We start from the raw sequence: 14,890 nt of genomic DNA on the forward strand, positions 1-14,890 counted from the left end.
TACCCGAAACAAAGGAAAACCGGCGCCCATGGGACGCCGGTTTTCCTGTCAGGAGCGGTCCGGAAGTTCGGAGCGTCAGACGGCGTGCAGAGCAGCGGTCGGAGGACCGTCGATGACGTCCTCCACACCGAGGTAGCCCAGCAGTTCGCGGCGCAGGGCGGCGACCTGGGCCCGGCGCGGCTCACCGGCCTTGGGCAGGTCGATGGTCAGGTCTGCGGCGATCTTGCCATCGTCCAGCACCACCACCCGGTCGGCCAGCTCGATAGCCTCGTCCACGTCGTGGGTGACCAGCAGGACCGCCGGATTGTGAACCTCCGACAGCCGCCGCAGCAGCACGTGCATGCGGATACGCGTGAGCGCGTCCAGCGCGCCGAACGGCTCGTCGGCCAGCAAGAGCTCGGGCTCGCGCACCAGGGAGCGGGCCAGCGCCACCCGCTGCTGCTCTCCCCCGGAGAGCTCGTAGGGCCAGGAATTTTCCCGCCCAGCAAGCTCCACCTCGGCCAGGGCTTGCTCGCCTCGCTGGCGGATGTCGGGGCCTTCGAGGCCAAGGATCACATTATCGAGGACGCGCTTCCAGGGCAGCAGGCGGGCGTCCTGGAACACCACGGAGATCTTGTCGGGAACGACGATCTCGCCGGAGCCGGTGGCCTCCCGATCGAGGTCGGCGAGCGCCCGCAGCAGGGTGCTCTTGCCGGAACCCGACCGCCCCAGCAGGGCGACAAACTCGCCGCGTTGGATGTCGAGGTCGATGCCGTTCAGCACGCCCTTGAGCGTGAAGCGGCGGACGAGGTCGCGGATGCGGACGGTCGCGGTCATTTGGCCAGGGTCCTGCGGTAGGAGAGGACTTTGCTTTCCAGCAGGCGGACGGCGACGTCCGAGGAGACGCCGAGGATCGCGTAGACCACCAGGCCCAGCAGGATCACGTCGGACTGCGCATAGGTGCGGGCGAGGTTGATCATGTAGCCGATGCCGGAGGTGGCGTTCAGTTGCTCCACCACGACCAGGGCCAGCCAGGCGCCCATCACCCCGAACCTCAGGCCCAGCATGAAGCCGGGCAGCGCGCCAGGCAGCACCACGTGGCGCACAAAGGCCAGCGGCGAGAGGCCAAGGGTCTCGGCCAACTCCACATGCTTGATGTCGATGGCGCGCAGGGCGTTGTGGGTGTGGACATAGATCGGGATGAACACCGAGAGCGCGATGACGATGACCTTCATCCCCTCCCCGATCCCAAACCACAGGATGAACAGCGGGATGAGCGCCAGGGTCGGAATCGCGCGCTTGAGCTGCACGACCCCGTCGATCAGGTAGCCGCCCAGCAGGGTAAGGCCCGACAGCAGGGCCACGACAACCCCGATGCCGACGCCCCAGACCAGGCCCTGACCGGCGCGGAAGGCGGAGATCGCCAGGTGCTCCTGCAGGCGGCCCTGCTGGATGAGATCCCAGCCGGTGTGCAGCGCCACCCAGGGCGCCGGAAGCGTGCGCGGATCGATGAACCCCACCGCCGCGCCCACGCTCCAGAACGCCAGCAGCAGGCCCGGCCCAAGCAGCCACCCATAGGACAGCGGCTCTCCCAGCCCGAGCCTGCGCTTGCGGCGCGCCGCCCCCGGAGCCGCCGCCGGGCGGGCCGGACGGATGCGTTGGGCCGGCGCGCTCTGAACGGGAACGGCGGTCATGGGTTGGTCTTCCCTTCGGTCTGGGCGGGTGCGGGGCCGACGGCGATCTTGGGCGCGGCCTCGGCGGCGAGGGCCTCGAACCGGCGATCGAAGATCTCGGCGGCGTCAAAGCGCTTCTGGCCGCCTTCCTTGGCGAGGAAGTCGATGGAGGACTGCTGCATGCCGATGGCTTCGGTCCAGTCGCGGGGGATGACGGGATCGCCGGCCGCGCGGACCACGAACTCAGCGTCCTCGGGCGAGAGGCCTTCCTGGCGGACATAGTAGGCGTCGCGCCATTCGGCCTTGTGGGTGGCCTGCCATTCGACGGCCCGCGCCCACAGCTTCACATAGGCCCGCAGCGCGGCCGCCTTGGCAGGGTCATGCAGGGTCTCGGCGCGGACGTAGAGGTTGGTCAGGTCGTCGCGATAGGGCGGATGGCGCAGGACCTGGGCGCCGTCGCGGGCGTAGTTGTCGAGGTAGCGCTTGGTGGCGACGCCGGCGCCCAGGGGCGCCACGTCCACCAGGCCGCTGACGAGGGCGTTGGGATAGACATCGCCGGTCGAGGGCAGCTCCACCAGGGTCACGTCCTTCTGGGTGAGCCCCACGGCCGCCAGGGTCCGCAACACCACCTCCCCCTGCACCTGGCCGGGGCTGTAGGCGATCTTCTTGCCGCGCAGGTCGGCCAGGGACTTGATCCCCGCCTTTGGCGCGATCCCCAGCTCGAACAGAGGGAAGTTCACGTGATCCTTGCGCAAGCGCACGGCGATCATCTTCACCGGAATGCCGACCCAGATGGCGTGGATGGGCGGGATGTTGGCCGCCGAGCCTACGTCCAGCGCCTTGGCGTGGAAGGCTTCGGTCACCGCCGGGCCGCCGCTGATCTGGGCCCATTCGATCTGGAACGGCAGGTCCTTGTCCCAGCCGTTGAGCTCGACCACCCGCTGGGTGGTGGGATCGCCGATCACCAGCTTCGTGCCAGCCGGAATGGTCTCGGGCAGCGGCGCGTCGAGCGCCAATTTCGGCCCCGCTGGAGCGGCGTCCTTGCCGCAGGCCGTGAGCGCAAGGCTCGCCACCAGCGCCGCAGCCAGGATCGGGAAGGCCTTCAACCGGATCACGGGAACTCACTCTCGATGAAGGTGGGACCCAGGCGCGGCGCTCTCCCGCACCGCGCCCGGGCCTGGAAGCCTCGGTTGGCGATCAGCCGAGGACGTTGAACAGCGGGCCTTCCAAGGCCTGCGAACGGAAGCCGTCGGGACCGGTGGGCAGCTCGCCCGCGACGGTAATGCGGCGGACGGTCCGGCCCAGGTTGAAGTGGGCGTAGTCGATGGGCCCGGCGTGGGCGACGGCCTGGTTGTCCCAGACGACAAGGGCCTTGGGCGACCAGCGGAAGCGCACGGCGTATTCCGGGCGGGTCAGCTCTCCATAGAGCAGCTCCAGCAGCGCCGAGCTCTCGCGTTCCTTCAGACCGACGATGTGGGTGGTGGTGCCGGGATTGAGGAACAAGAGCTTCTCACCGGTCTCCGGGTGAACGCGCACCAGCGGGTGCAGGGAGACGAACGGGCCGGTGGAGCGGCCGTCCTTGCGCGGCTTGCGCTCGCGGCCGCCGGAATCGTAGCTGGAGGTCTGATGGACCGCCTGCAGGTCGTCGATCAGCCGCTGAATCTTGGGTGAGAGGCCCTGATAGGCGGCGACCAGGTTGGCGAACAGGGTGTCGCCCCCATAGGCCGGGATCTCGGTCCCATGCAGCAGGGAATAGCTGTTCGGATTGGCCACGAAGGTGATGTCGATATGCCAGCCCTTGTAGTCCCGCGGCGGCCGCGCGGTAGGGATGCGAAGGTCCTGCTCGTCCTTGTCCCGGCGCTCGCGGTATTCGGCCACATGCCGCTCCCAGATCTCCGGATGGTCGTCGAGGCCTTCGGAGATCGGGTGGGCAGGAGTCAGGGGCCCGAAATTGCGGCCGAAGGCCTTCAGCTCGTCATTGCTGATGTCCTGGTCGCGGAAGAACACCACCCGCCACTGATTGATGGCCGCGCGGATCTCCGCGAAGGTTTCGGGATCCAGCGGCTGGCGCAGGTCGACGCCGGAGATCTCGGCGCCGATCAGCGGCGTGACTGGATTGACGACGATGCGGCTGGGCGCCGAACTCTCGTTGGCGGGACGAAGGGCGGTTTGCGACATTGAGGTTCCTCAACCGGCGACGACCCCTATATTCCCACCAATCAAATAGGAATTGTCAATCGTATCGCCGGGGTGAAGGCCGGCGATGCGCCCGATGATTTCTAACAGGCGTGCAGAGAAAGCCTGGGACCCCAGCCGCAAGGCCTCTGTTTCAGGACATGACCGCCTCGGGCAGGACTCGCCTCCGCCTCCGGTCCGCGCACAGGCCCGCTTCCAGAATTCGCGCAGGCCCGCCCTTGTCCCCACCTCCGCATGAGTGACCGCCTCGCGCTAATTGCCGGCCTTCAGTTCAGTACCGGAAGCGGACGCTCAGTTGCGCGGCCAACGCTACCGACGTTGCTGTCGATCCGCCCCGTGCCGCTGGTAGGATGCTAAAACGACGACGGCGTTGACACGGCCCAACCTCGGGACGACCGCGTGTTTGCAGCGCCTATTTTCCAGTGCCAGCACAGGGTCCGTAAATCTTTTCGAGCGCCAACAGGTATTCGGCCATAGGCTCCAAACCGACTTGGCTTCGGCGAGTGTCCAGTTGGGTCGGGTCCTCCAGTTTGACGGGCGGCGCGTTCTTGCCATTGATGCACTGCGCTTCCTGGGTGCCGTAACGCTGCGGGCGCCCTTCCTGCACCGCCACGCGATCAAAGAGGTTGGCATACCCGGTCGGTGTGTCACGCCCGACCAACGGCTCCATCTTGCTGAGCATCAGTTTTTGGAAAGCGAGATCATTGGAGTGGTTGACGATCGACACCGCCGCCTGTTCGGCGATCGATCCGATCTGGCGCCGGCTAAACCAGGGCCCGCTACCAATCAGGACCTTGAGACGCTCGGCATGCGCGCGATCAACAGGCGCATATTTCTCCTTCCAGACCGCGTCGAGTTCCATACGCTCGGCTTCGTTGGCGCCCTTGCGAAGATTGATGAAGCGTCCGCGCATCTCACGATCGACGGCGCCCATGCCTGCCAACTCGCTGATCAACGCCTCGTTGGCGCGAATCTGATCGATCTCCGCGGCGGCCTTCTCAGCAACCTGGGAGGGCGCGGCGAAGGCAGGCGTGGCGGCTAGGGGCAGCGCCAACAACGCCGCAAGCGAACAAGCCTGGAACCAAACGAGGCCCTTACGCATCACTCACTCCATAGTTGACTGGCGAATGGGGCTCGCAGTGGATTTCTCGCCAGTTGCCGAGCGGCTGGGTCAAAGGTCTGATCGCGTCGATCGTGTTGCTCTTGCCTCCATTGTTTACCCCCAACGAACACCGTGAGGTCACTTTGAAGATCTACTTCGCCCGCATCGAAAGAGCGAAAATTCCGCGGTGTGACAGTCTTTAGAAACATGGAATCCCCTGCGAGAGGACTGTCTGCCGGGAACGCTTTTACTGCAACTCGGCAGCGAGGATCGGTGCTACTGGTCTCCAAGCTTCGCCTCCAAACGCTCATGCAGAGGAGCGGGAGCCTGCAGCCAGCAGCGCCAGGCCCGCGGCATTGGAGATGCCCTGAAGTGGACGCTCCCAACAACCGCAACGAGCCCGTTGCCGCCCTATCCCAGAAACTACGCCATGCGCCAACACGCCAAGCCCGACCGCTCGCGAAGCCGGTCGCAGCCCTCCGCCTACCGCGCCAGCACCACGTGGGTCGCGCCCTCGCCCGCCGCGTGCTCGGTGACCCGGAACCCGAGCGCCGGGAGGTCGAGGCCGGCGAGCAGCGGTTCGCCCTGGCCGAGGAGGACCGGCGAGAGGGCCAGGTGCATCTCGTCGATGGCGCCGGCGCGCAGGTATTGGCGCACCGTCTCGACGCCGCCGCCGATCTTGACGTCGAGGTCGCCGGCCGCGGCCTTGGCCTGCTCCAGCGCCGCCTCGACGCCTTCCGTGACGAAGATGAAGGTCGTGCCGCCGGCCATCTCGATGGGGTCTCGCGGGTGGTGGGTGAGGACGAAGGTCGGGGCATGATAGGGCGGGTTGTCGCCCCACCAGCCGTTCCAGGCCTCGTCCGGCCAGGGGCCGCGGACCGGGCCGAACATGTTGCGGCCGAGGATGAAGGCGCCGAAGCCGCGCATCGAGCGGTCGGCGAAGGCCTGGTCGACGCCGTCGGAGCCGCCGCTCTGGCCGATCATCTCGTGGAAGAAGCGGGTGCCGAACAGCCAGTGGTGCAGGTCCTCGCCACGGCGGCCGAGCGGCTGCTCCAGGCTCTGCTCCGGGCCGGCGCCGAAGCCGTCGAGCGAGATCGAAAAGCCCGCTACCCGCACCCGTGACATCACCGCCCGCTCCGCTCTCGCCGTCCGTTGAGCGGGCATTCTAGGACGAAGGCGGGCGGCGTGTCCCGACAGGCGCGTCAAGCGCGCGCGGGGGCGCTATGATGGCGTCATGAGCCTGCCGCCCCTCGCCGTCCGCCCGACCGACGTGCTGGTCGTCATCGATCCGCAGGTCGACTTCTGCCCCGGCGGGGCGCTGGCGGTGGCGGGCGGGGACGAGATCATGCCGCTGGTCAACGAGATCGCCCGGCGCTTCGAGCATGTGGTGATCACCCAGGACTGGCATCCGCGCGACCAGATCTCGTTCGCGTCCAATCACCCCGGCGCCGAGCCCTTCAGCGTGGTCGAGGTCGCCTACGGCCCACAGACCCTGTGGCCCGACCATTGTGTCCAGGGCACGCCGGGGGCCGGCCTTCATCCAGCTCTCGACATCCCCCATGCCGAGCTGATCCTGCGCAAGGGCTACAACCCCGGCGTCGACAGCTACTCGGCCTTCTTCGAGAACGACAAGGCCACCGCCACCGGGCTTTCCGGCTATCTGCGCCAGCGCGGCTTCGAGCGCTGCGTGTTCGTGGGGCTGGCCCTGGATTTCTGCGTCCGCTACTCGGCGCAGGACGCGATCGCCGAAGGGTTCGAGGCGGTGGTGATCCCCGAGGCCTGCCGGGCCATCGACCTGGACGGGTCGGCGGCGGCGACCTTCGCGGCGTTCGAACGGCACGGCGTCGTCCTGGCCGCGCCCTGAAGCATCAGGCCCGCCGCCCCATCCGGGCATGGGCCTGGCGCGGGATGTCGCCCGGCGCCAGGCGCGCGGCGGCGGCCATGGCCCTCAACGCGAGGTTCGCCGCCGCCAGCCGCGACGGGGAACCGCGAAGGCCCAGTTGATGGGCGATCCCCGGCGGCAGCAGGTCGAGGCTGGCCTCGACCACCAGCGGCTGCAACGCCCGGCCGACCGGCCCCATGGGCGAGGTCCTGCGGACGATGCCCAGGAACTGCGTGACGATCGGGTGAGGCGCGAGCCGGGGACGCATCGCCTGCAGGGCCCGCTCGACCCCGGCGACCGAGGTCGGGGGATCGAGCGCGCCGAAGGCCCGGCCGACAGCGGCGCCCTCGGCATAGTAGCGGTCCTGGTCGGCGCGGCTGACGGCCGGATCGACATAGCGGCGGTAAGCCTCCAGGAACCCATAGGCGGCGGTGACATGGACCCAGGTCGCCAGTTCGGGGTCGAGGGCGTGATAGGCCTCGCCGTCCGGGGTGCTGCCGCTGACGCGCTGGTGCATGCGCGCGACCATGGCGATCCGGGCCTGGGCTTCGGCGGTCGGGCCGTAGGTGGTGATCATGGTCGCCTCCCCCGTCCGGCGGATGCGGGTCAGGGGATCGCGGGCGAAGGTCGAATGCTCCCACACGCCGGAGCGAACCCGCGGCTCGGCCAGCTCCAGGATCACCGCGGCCACGCCGCCGACCGCCAGGGCGACGGGATTGGCGTGCACGCGCCAGGCCATGGAATCGGGTCCGTAGAGGCCCGGATCGCCCTTCGGACGCGAATAGTCGATGCGGGAGGGGCCGAAGAGGCGCCTGTCCAGGGCGCCGGCCAGCCGCTCGACCGGCCCGGCCGCTCTCGGAGACGTCCCACAGGTCATCGCGCCCTCGCCTTGCAGATCCCCACGAGGGTCTGAACGGGCGAACCGCCCGGCGGTTCGGACCGGGGCGTCAGGCGACCTTGGATGGCGCCGTCTCGTCCTGGCGGCTCGCCTCCCATTGCGCGCGCAGGACGTGGCTGGTCTCGCGGCTGCCGTCGTGGCTCCAGCCGGGCGGGCCGAAGATGTAGCCGACCGCGTGCCGGGGCTGGCGCGCGACGTCCCTGGCCATCGCCGCCCATTCGTGAAAAGCCACCCGCAGGATGTTGAAGCCGCTCAGGTTCTTGACGATCCCGTAGCGGCACGGCTCCTCGTCCAGCTCGGGCTGGAACGTGCCGAACAGCCTGTCCCAGACGATCAGGATGCCGGCGTAGTTGCGGTCGAGATAGCGCGGGTTGCGGGCGTGGTGGACGCGGTGATGGGACGGGGTGTTGAACACCGCCTCGAACCAGCGCGGCATCCGCCCGATCGCCTCGGTGTGGATCCAGAACTGGTAGACGAGGCTGATCCCCTTCTGGATCGCGATCATCGCCGGCGGGAAGCCGAGGAAGGCCAGCGGCAGCCACAGGACCCAGGTTCCGGCGATCCCGCCGGTCCAGGTCTGCCGCAGGGCGGTCGAGAGGTTGTAGTGCTGCGAGGAGTGGTGGTTGACGTGCGCGGCCCACCAGAACCGGCGCTCGTGGCTGAGCCGGTGGAACCAGTAGTAGGTCAGGTCCTCCAGCAGGAAGATCGCCGCCCAGGCCCAGACGGCGGTCATCGGGATGTCGAACAGGCGGTGCTGATGGACATAGAGGGTGGCGGCGACCACGAGGCCGCCGGTGAGCAGCCCCGCGAGCGTGCTGCCCAGGCCCATGACCAGCGAGGCGGCGGTGTCGCGCGGCTCGTAGTGGGTTCGGGTGCGGTTCATCCTGGCCAGGACCACCTCGAGGATGATCGCCAGGATGAAGAACGGGGTGGCGAGCGTGACCGGGTCGAGCGTCATGCCGCCCTGCGGTCATGGCCAGGCCCGGGGGACGGCGGCCAGTTCGGCAGCGCCAGCCGCGCGAGCGGCGCGGCCACGTCGGAGAGGTCGAGCCTGACGACGCCGTCGCGGAACGAGGAGGCCACCGCCTGGGCCCAGGGAATGTGCCGCGCCACATAGCCGTCGCCGACCTCGCAGAGCACCAGCGCCGCGGCGCCGGACTTGGCCAGGGCGCCGCGGCCGTCGACCGCCACCCAGATGCGCTCGATCGGACGTCCCGGGAACTCCTCGGCCAGCAGGCTGAGCGCCCGGGCGTCGGTGAGGGGCGTCATCGGCTTGGCGATCTTCGCCCACGCCGCCAACCCGACCAGGAGGGCGATGGCGGCCGCCGACCCTGCGAACTGGATGAAAAAAGCCTGTGACACTCGCGGTCCTCCCCGCACGGAGGGTCGGCCCCGCAGCGTGGACCGTCAAGTCACAGCCTGCCTAGGAGCGAGGCTCCGCCAGGACGACGGGCCGCGGCGGGGCGGCGCGGCGGCGCAGGATCTCGCGCGCGACGACGCCGATGATCACCAGCCCGGTCACGGTGATGGCGCCGATGGTGAGCAGGTGCGCCTCGCCCAGCGCCTCCAGCTCGGCCAGGCCCTTGGCGGCGAAGTAGCCGGGCGCGAGGATCGCCAGCACCCAGACCGCGGCGGACAGGGCGTTGGCCACCTGGAAGGTGCGCCGGCGCATCTGCAGCAGCCCGGCGACCAGCGGCACGAAGGCGCGCAGCGGGCCGAAGAACCGGCCGATGAAGATCGAGGCCGAGCCATAGCGGCGGTTGAACAGCCGGGTGCGGGCGACCTTGCGGCGATGACCGCGGAACATCGGGTGACGCAGCGCCCGCGGGCCGAGCCGGCGGCCGAGCTCGAACGAGACCGCATCGCCGACGATCGCGCCGGCGACGCACCAGAGCACCACCTGCAGGGGATCGAGCACCCCGGCCGCGATCAGGCCGCCGGCCACGACCATCAACGCCGTGGCGGGAATGAAGGCGCCGATCAGGACCAGCGATTCCAGAAGCGTGACGACGCCCAGCACCAGTCCAGCCCACGCAGCGTGGCGGGCTATGAACTCTGCGAGACTCTGAATGAACGCTTCCATGGGAGGACCCCGATATGGGCCTGCCCACCCTCGCGCGCGAGGGCCTGCGTCAACTCGGGCCCCGAGTTTTTCCACCTGTGTCCCAGGCGCATCAGTCCGTCGCACGATCGATAAATGTTCTTTGTTTGTTCTCAAGCGTCTGATAGGCTGATCCGATGGACGAGACGGCTGACGACGACACCCGCCCGCGCGCGCCAATCCCCTTCTGCGAAACGATCGCCGCGCAGATCTGCGCGCGGGTCGAGGCCGGCGAAAGCCTGCGGGCGATCTGCAAGCCGCGCGACATGCCCGGCGCGGCGACGGTGCACCGCTGGGCCGCGGTGCGCCCGGAGTTCGGCATGGCCTTGCGGCGGGCGCAGGCGGCCGCCCAGGCGAGCCGGCGCGACGCCCATCGCGCCGGCCGCGCCGAGCGGGCCTGGAAGCGCGGGCGCCCCTGGGCGCGGCCGGACGCCTATCGCAGCGAGGTCGGCGAGGAAATCTGTCGCCGGCTGGCCAGCGGCATGAGCCTGCTGGAGGTCTGCGCCCAGGCCGACATGCCGGTGACCGGCACCGTCTATGAGTGGCTGCGCAGCCATGACGATTTCGCCCGCATGTATCGCCAGGCGCGGCGGATGCAGGCCGAGATGCTGGCCGATCTCGCCTGGGCGATCGCCCAGGACGCCCGGGAAACGGACGTGAAGGTGGCAAGGCTGCAGTTCGACGTGCTGCGCTGGCGGGCCTCGAAACTGGCGCCCAAGGCGCATCGCGAGGACGACGAGCCGCGCGAGACGGTGATGGAGGTCTACCTGCAGGACTTCACGAGCGGGGCGATCCTCTCCGGACCACGGCGGGTGGGGCCCGGGGCCTGAGACTGTCAGAGAAACTTCACGCAATTTTCCGGGTTTCTGGGGTGGCGAAACGCCGCGCCGGCCCTATCTGTGCTGGCATAACGGAAGAGCCAGCGAGCGACGCACATGTGTCGATGTCATCTTAAACAGGGCCGAATGCCGGCCTGACCTCGCCCCGCGGGCGCCATGCGATGGCCGTCCGCATGCTCGATCGTGAAACCCCAGAAGGGGGCGTCACGAACCTCCGAAAGTCAGTAGAGTAAAAAGGAGCTCAGCCATGGCTCTGCAGATTCTTGTCGCGCCCGCCGGTGACGGTTGGGTCGTTCGTTCCGAAGCCTTCGACAACGAGCTGGTCTTCGAGGCCGGCGGACGGGCCGAGGCCGCGGCCCGCGCCCTCGCCGACCGCTACGCCCGCGCGGGCAGCGCCGCCGAGGTGAGCATCTTCCTGCGCAACGGCGACCTGGCCGGCCGCTTCGTGCACGGCGCGGCCGCATAGCGGCGGCGCGCGCCGCACCGGCCATGGAAAAAGGGCCGCCTCCCCGCGGAGGCGGCCCTTCTCTTTTGGTCAGGCCCGCGCGTCAGAACTTGCGCACGTAGCCCAGCGACCACACGTCGGCTTCGCCGGCGTCGTCCTCGAAGTCGTGACGGGTGTAGTCGGCCCGCACGCCGTTGTTGTCGTCGAAGAAGTACTGGCCGCCGACGCCGTAGTTCCAGCTATTGCCGTCGCCCTTGGCGACGACGCCGGGCGCCGAGACCTTCACTTCCGACTTGCCGTAGCCCACGCGGGCGTAGAGGTCGGCGTTGGGCGCCACCGGCAGGAAGCCGACGCCGTAGATGGCGGCCGAGTTCTGCAGCTCGACCTTGGCGTCAACGCCGGCGACGCCGACGTCGTCCTTCTTCACGCCGAAGCCGAGCTCGCCCTCGACGCCGAGATAGGGATTGAAGCGCGCGCCCAGGCGGCCCTGGATCGCGCCGACGTCGACATCGTCCATGCTGTGATGGCTGTAGCCCAGCGAGCCGTAGCCCGTCACACCGCTCGATTGAGCGCTGGCGAGGGCGGGAACCATGGCGGCGGCGGCGACAGCGGCGATGAGAGAAATGTTCTTATTCATAGTCTTGTACTCCGTACTAAGGCGTGGCGATCCCCAGCCACACGGGCTAGGTCGTCCTCAAACGGGGCGAGAAAGGGTCCCTGGGGGGACAATCAGAAGACGAATTATGTCTGTTGCCTCGCGGCCACATGACCGGCTGACGCGGTAGGCGAACGTGCTATCACTGTCGCCCAAAGCTCCCCCGGGCGGATTCCGGACCAGAGGAGCGGTCGTCGGAGACAGCGTTTTGCATCAAGCCGTGATCGCGGCCACGGGCCTCTACACCCCGCCGCACAGCCTCTCGAACGCCGAGCTGGTCGAGACCTTCAACGCCTATGTCGAGCGGTTCAACGCCGCCAACGCCGCCGCCATCGAGGCCGGCGAAGTCGCGGCCCTCACCCCCTCCTCGGCCGAGTTCATCGAGAAGGCCTCGGGCATCAAGTCGCGCTTCGTGATCGACAAGAACGGCCTGGTCGATCCCGACCTGATGCGTCCGATCATTCCCGAGCGCCCGAACGACCAGATTTCCGTGCTGGCGGAGATCGCGGTCGAGGCCGCCAGGCAGGCGATCGAGCGCTGGGGCAAGGACCCTTCGCAGATCGGCGCGGTGATCTGCGCCGCCTCCAACATGCAGCGCGCCTATCCGGCCATGGCCATCGAGGTGCAGCAGGCGCTGGGCATCGAAGGCTTCGCCTTCGACATGAACGTGGCCTGCTCGTCGGCGACCTTCGGCATCAAGACCGCGGCCGACTTCATCGCCTCGGGCTCGGCCAAGGCGGTGCTGATGGTCAATCCGGAGGTCTGCTCGGGCCACCTGAACTTCCGCGATCGCGACAGCCACTTCATCTTCGGCGACGTGGCGACCGCGGTGATCGTGGAACGCGCCGAGGACGCGACGGGCGGCTGGGACATCCTGGGCACGCGGCTGAAGACCCAGTTCTCCAACAACATCCGCAACAACTTCGGCTTCCTCAACCGCGCGGCGCCGGAAGGCGTGGGCGCGCCCGACAAGCTTTTCGTCCAGGAAGGCCGCAAGGTGTTCCGCGAAGTGGTGCCGATGGTCTCGGAGATGATCGTCGCCCATGCCGGCGACCTCGGCGTCGACCCGGCCTCGCTCAAGCGCCTGTGGCTGCACCAGGCCAACATCAACATGAACGAATTGATCGGCAAGCGCGTGCTGGGCCGCGAGCCCGCGCCCGGCGAGAACGTGATCATCCTCGACGAGTACGCCAACACCTCGTCGGCCGGCTCGATCATCGCGTTCCACAAGGCCAATGACGACTTCGCGGCCGGGGAGACCGGGCTGATCTGCTCGTTCGGCGCCGGCTACTCGGCCGGGACCGTGTTCGTCCGCAAGCGCTAGCCTCCCGCTTCCGAAGTTCGCAAGCGCCAGCGCGTCGCCGTGACGCGTCGCCCCCGGAGAATCCGAAGGCTAAGCTCCAGGCTCAGTATCTTCGGGGGAGTGCGTGATGGCTTACGACGACGTCCCGGGCGGCGATCCGCGTGGTCGTTGGTGCCCCAAATGTCAGCTACCGATCCGTGAGGGCGAGCCGACCACCAGGATGCATTTCCGCGAGGACCCCGACGGTTCGCGCGGACTTAGCGGTCCCTGGCATGGCGAATGCGCGCGTCCCTACTGGGACAAGATCACGCCGGTCCTGAACAGGCTGCGCGGGCTGGGCTGACCAGCTCAGAGGTGCTCGATCGAGCAGCCGAGATCCTCGCAGATGCGCTCGGCCAGGATCTTGCGGTGACAGCCGCGATGGTCGGCCTCGAAGCAGAGCAGCGCCACCTTCCGTTCTCCGGCGAGTTCCTTGGCCGCGGCGAGCTCCAACTGGGCGGCCGGCTCGGCGAGGTGCTCCTCGAAGATGGCGGTCATCTCGGCGATGCGCCCTTTGCGCGCCGCCTCCCGGCCCGGCTTGGGCGTGCCGAGCTGGCGCAGGTGGACATAGCCGATCCCGGCCTCGGCGAGGCTGGCGGCCAGCACGGTCTTGGAGAAGCCGGCCCGGCGGGAGGCGGCGATCGCCCGGACGTCCACCAGCAGCTCCACCCCGGCCGCTTTGAGGCGGGCGATCACCGCGTCCTGGGTGCTGGCCTCGTAGCCAATGGTGGCGAGCGGCTTCATGATCAGCGGCTCCTGGGCCGGCTGGCCTGTTCGGCGGCGTCCTGCTCGGCGCCGCGGGCCAGGTCCTCGGCCGCGTCGTTGGTGCTGGCCCGGGCCAGGCCCGGCCGTTCGCCGCCCGGGTGGCCGGCGAGCCCCAGAGTCTGCAATGCGTCCTGGCCCTCCTCGCCGAAGACCGAGCGGACGCGCAGCTCGCGCTGGGCCAGCGGGATCTCGAAGCCGCCGGCGCGCAGCGCCTCCTCGATCGCCCAGGTATAGGCGGCGTGGGTGGCGTTGGGACGCTTGACCGCCTCCAGGGCCGGCCAGACGACCAGCTCGAAGGACAGCCCGCTTTCGCCGAAGCCGATCAGCCAGACCTGGGTCTTGCGGACCGAGGTGTCCTTCATGGTGAACGGCACCGCATGGGCCGCGCGCAGCACCGCCTCGCGCACCGCTTCCTTGTCCACGCCATAGGCGACGCGGAAGGGGATGTGCATGCGCCGGGCGCCGTTCTGGTGGGTCCAGTTGGTGACCGGCGCCTCGATCAGGCGCGAGTTCGGGATCAGGACGTCGAGGTCGTCGTTGTTGCGGATCCGCGTCGCGCGCGGCCCGATCTCGGCCACGACCCCGCGCTCGCCGGTCTGCAGCTCGATGTAGTCGCCGATGCGGACCAGCTTGTCGAACAGCAGGATCAGGCCGGAGATGAACTCCTTGACGATCCCCTGCATGCCGAACCCCAGGCCCACGCCCAGCGCGCCGGCGAAGAGGGTGAAGGACGAGAGGTCGAGGCCCAGGGTCGAGAAGGCGGCGATCACCCCGAAGATGACCAGGCCGTAGGTGCTGAGCTTCTCGAAGATGTAGATCGAGGGGGCCGCCCCGGTGTCGACGCGGCCGCGGATCCGGCGGATCGCGCCGGCGGCCAGGCGGCCGGCGATCACCGAGGCGAAGATGATGAAGATCGCCGCCGCCAGGCCGCCCACGGTGATCGAGCTCTTGCCCAGGCGGACAAGCTCGAAGGCCAGGAAGGATTGCAGGTCGGCGGCGATCTCGCGGTCCAT

At 68.8% G+C, this 14,890-nt stretch carries 18 protein-coding genes; 5 read left to right on the forward strand and 13 right to left on the reverse strand.

All coding sequences use genetic code 11. The annotated features are described in order from the left end of the window. Nucleotides 1-75 precede the first annotated feature (75 nt). The 6 genes from RTL41_RS13785 to RTL41_RS13810 all read right to left on the reverse strand — a co-directional run bounded on the left by RTL41_RS13785 (nucleotide 76) and on the right by RTL41_RS13810 (nucleotide 6,075). A complete protein-coding gene (locus tag RTL41_RS13785; RefSeq protein ID WP_312165406.1) occupies nucleotides 76-816 on the reverse strand; it encodes an ABC transporter ATP-binding protein in 741 nt (246 codons plus the stop codon). Continuing rightward, complete coding sequence (locus RTL41_RS13790) at nucleotides 813-1,673, reverse strand: ABC transporter permease (protein WP_312165409.1); 861 nt, start codon at nucleotides 1,671-1,673, stop codon at nucleotides 813-815. Before RTL41_RS13790 ends, RTL41_RS13785 begins: the two co-directional genes overlap by 4 nt. Continuing rightward, complete coding sequence (locus RTL41_RS13795; RefSeq protein ID WP_312165412.1) at nucleotides 1,670-2,767, reverse strand: ABC transporter substrate-binding protein; 1,098 nt, start codon at nucleotides 2,765-2,767, stop codon at nucleotides 1,670-1,672. Before RTL41_RS13795 ends, RTL41_RS13790 begins: the two co-directional genes overlap by 4 nt. A gap of 82 nt (nucleotides 2,768-2,849) precedes the next feature. Beyond that, nucleotides 2,850-3,830, reverse strand: a complete 981-nt coding sequence (locus RTL41_RS13800) for a TauD/TfdA family dioxygenase (RefSeq protein WP_312165415.1) — start codon at nucleotides 3,828-3,830, stop codon at nucleotides 2,850-2,852. 430 nt (nucleotides 3,831-4,260) lie between these two features. Then, nucleotides 4,261-4,950, reverse strand: coding sequence for a DUF6624 domain-containing protein (locus tag RTL41_RS13805; protein WP_312165418.1), 690 nt, complete (start codon nucleotides 4,948-4,950; stop codon nucleotides 4,261-4,263). A gap of 483 nt (nucleotides 4,951-5,433) precedes the next feature. Then, entirely contained in the window at nucleotides 5,434-6,075 is a 642-nt protein-coding gene (locus tag RTL41_RS13810; RefSeq protein ID WP_312165420.1) for a dihydrofolate reductase family protein, read from the reverse strand. A 109-nt stretch (nucleotides 6,076-6,184) separates the two neighbouring features. Between RTL41_RS13810 and pncA the strand changes: the two genes are divergently transcribed. Then, complete coding sequence (gene pncA, locus RTL41_RS13815; protein ID WP_312165422.1) at nucleotides 6,185-6,814, forward strand: bifunctional nicotinamidase/pyrazinamidase; 630 nt, start codon at nucleotides 6,185-6,187, stop codon at nucleotides 6,812-6,814. A gap of 4 nt (nucleotides 6,815-6,818) precedes the next feature. On the opposite strand, the gene RTL41_RS13820 is transcribed toward pncA, so the two are convergent. From RTL41_RS13820 to RTL41_RS13835, 4 genes are all read right to left on the reverse strand, one after another. Further along, nucleotides 6,819-7,709, reverse strand: a complete 891-nt coding sequence (locus RTL41_RS13820) for an oxygenase MpaB family protein (RefSeq protein ID WP_312165424.1) — start codon at nucleotides 7,707-7,709, stop codon at nucleotides 6,819-6,821. A gap of 70 nt (nucleotides 7,710-7,779) precedes the next feature. Beyond that, nucleotides 7,780-8,688, reverse strand: a complete 909-nt coding sequence (locus tag RTL41_RS13825; protein ID WP_312165427.1) for a sterol desaturase family protein — start codon at nucleotides 8,686-8,688, stop codon at nucleotides 7,780-7,782. Then, a complete protein-coding gene (locus tag RTL41_RS13830; RefSeq protein WP_312165430.1) occupies nucleotides 8,685-9,092 on the reverse strand; it encodes a hypothetical protein in 408 nt (135 codons plus the stop codon). The genes RTL41_RS13825 and RTL41_RS13830 overlap by 4 nt, the downstream gene beginning before the upstream one ends. A 61-nt stretch (nucleotides 9,093-9,153) precedes the next feature. After that, a complete protein-coding gene (locus tag RTL41_RS13835) occupies nucleotides 9,154-9,813 on the reverse strand; it encodes a DedA family protein (protein ID WP_312165433.1) in 660 nt (219 codons plus the stop codon). Nucleotides 9,814-9,968: 155 nt separating this feature from the next. Here RTL41_RS13835 and RTL41_RS13840 point away from each other — a divergent pair, with 155 nt between their 5' ends. Further along, a complete protein-coding gene (locus RTL41_RS13840; RefSeq protein ID WP_312165436.1) occupies nucleotides 9,969-10,661 on the forward strand; it encodes a hypothetical protein in 693 nt (230 codons plus the stop codon). Nucleotides 10,662-10,917: 256 nt separating this feature from the next. Further along, on the forward strand, nucleotides 10,918-11,136 hold the full coding sequence (locus tag RTL41_RS13845) for a hypothetical protein (RefSeq protein ID WP_312165438.1): 219 nt from the start codon (nucleotides 10,918-10,920) through the stop codon (nucleotides 11,134-11,136). A gap of 82 nt (nucleotides 11,137-11,218) precedes the next feature. On the opposite strand, the gene RTL41_RS13850 is transcribed toward RTL41_RS13845, so the two are convergent. Further along, nucleotides 11,219-11,752, reverse strand: coding sequence for a porin family protein (locus RTL41_RS13850; protein ID WP_312165441.1), 534 nt, complete (start codon nucleotides 11,750-11,752; stop codon nucleotides 11,219-11,221). 226 nt (nucleotides 11,753-11,978) lie between these two features. Between RTL41_RS13850 and RTL41_RS13855 the strand changes: the two genes are divergently transcribed. Both RTL41_RS13855 and RTL41_RS13860 read left to right on the forward strand, forming a co-directional pair. Continuing rightward, on the forward strand, nucleotides 11,979-13,094 hold the full coding sequence (locus tag RTL41_RS13855; RefSeq protein WP_312165444.1) for a beta-ketoacyl-ACP synthase III: 1,116 nt from the start codon (nucleotides 11,979-11,981) through the stop codon (nucleotides 13,092-13,094). Between the two features lie 106 nt (nucleotides 13,095-13,200). Continuing rightward, on the forward strand, nucleotides 13,201-13,416 hold the full coding sequence (locus RTL41_RS13860; protein ID WP_312165447.1) for a hypothetical protein: 216 nt from the start codon (nucleotides 13,201-13,203) through the stop codon (nucleotides 13,414-13,416). Between the two features lie 5 nt (nucleotides 13,417-13,421). On the opposite strand, the gene RTL41_RS13865 is transcribed toward RTL41_RS13860, so the two are convergent. Both RTL41_RS13865 and RTL41_RS13870 read right to left on the reverse strand, forming a co-directional pair. Beyond that, the gene (locus RTL41_RS13865; protein WP_312165449.1) at nucleotides 13,422-13,856 is read right to left on the reverse strand and encodes a DUF488 domain-containing protein; all 435 of its coding nucleotides are present in this window, start codon (nucleotides 13,854-13,856) and stop codon (nucleotides 13,422-13,424) included. A gap of 2 nt (nucleotides 13,857-13,858) precedes the next feature. Next, the gene (locus RTL41_RS13870) at nucleotides 13,859-14,890 is read right to left on the reverse strand and encodes a mechanosensitive ion channel domain-containing protein (protein WP_312165452.1); all 1,032 of its coding nucleotides are present in this window, start codon (nucleotides 14,888-14,890) and stop codon (nucleotides 13,859-13,861) included.

It is taken from the genome of Phenylobacterium sp. (genome assembly GCF_031984885.1).
Classification (GTDB): domain Bacteria; phylum Pseudomonadota; class Alphaproteobacteria; order Caulobacterales; family Caulobacteraceae; genus Phenylobacterium.

What these genes read in the sequence shown, in the direction of transcription:
- pncA (WP_312165422.1), top strand. Translation starts at nt 6,185, where the DNA reads ATGAGCCTGCCGCCCCTCGCCGTCCGCCCGACCGACGTGCTGGTCGTC.
- RTL41_RS13790 (WP_312165409.1), bottom strand. Translation starts at nt 1,673, where the DNA reads ATGACCGCCGTTCCCGTTCAGAGCGCGCCGGCCCAACGCATCCGTCCG.
- RTL41_RS13850 (WP_312165441.1), bottom strand. Translation starts at nt 11,752, where the DNA reads ATGAATAAGAACATTTCTCTCATCGCCGCTGTCGCCGCCGCCGCCATG.
- RTL41_RS13810 (WP_312165420.1), bottom strand. Translation starts at nt 6,075, where the DNA reads ATGTCACGGGTGCGGGTAGCGGGCTTTTCGATCTCGCTCGACGGCTTC.
- RTL41_RS13845 (WP_312165438.1), top strand. Translation starts at nt 10,918, where the DNA reads ATGGCTCTGCAGATTCTTGTCGCGCCCGCCGGTGACGGTTGGGTCGTT.
- RTL41_RS13785 (WP_312165406.1), bottom strand. Translation starts at nt 816, where the DNA reads ATGACCGCGACCGTCCGCATCCGCGACCTCGTCCGCCGCTTCACGCTC.
- RTL41_RS13835 (WP_312165433.1), bottom strand. Translation starts at nt 9,813, where the DNA reads ATGGAAGCGTTCATTCAGAGTCTCGCAGAGTTCATAGCCCGCCACGCT.
- RTL41_RS13840 (WP_312165436.1), top strand. Translation starts at nt 9,969, where the DNA reads ATGGACGAGACGGCTGACGACGACACCCGCCCGCGCGCGCCAATCCCC.
- RTL41_RS13865 (WP_312165449.1), bottom strand. Translation starts at nt 13,856, where the DNA reads ATGAAGCCGCTCGCCACCATTGGCTACGAGGCCAGCACCCAGGACGCG.
- RTL41_RS13820 (WP_312165424.1), bottom strand. Translation starts at nt 7,709, where the DNA reads ATGACCTGTGGGACGTCTCCGAGAGCGGCCGGGCCGGTCGAGCGGCTG.
- RTL41_RS13870 (WP_312165452.1), bottom strand. Translation starts at nt 14,890, where the DNA reads ATGGACCGCGAGATCGCCGCCGACCTGCAATCCTTCCTGGCCTTCGAG.
- RTL41_RS13860 (WP_312165447.1), top strand. Translation starts at nt 13,201, where the DNA reads ATGGCTTACGACGACGTCCCGGGCGGCGATCCGCGTGGTCGTTGGTGC.
- RTL41_RS13800 (WP_312165415.1), bottom strand. Translation starts at nt 3,830, where the DNA reads ATGTCGCAAACCGCCCTTCGTCCCGCCAACGAGAGTTCGGCGCCCAGC.
- RTL41_RS13805 (WP_312165418.1), bottom strand. Translation starts at nt 4,950, where the DNA reads ATGCGTAAGGGCCTCGTTTGGTTCCAGGCTTGTTCGCTTGCGGCGTTG.
- RTL41_RS13825 (WP_312165427.1), bottom strand. Translation starts at nt 8,688, where the DNA reads ATGACGCTCGACCCGGTCACGCTCGCCACCCCGTTCTTCATCCTGGCG.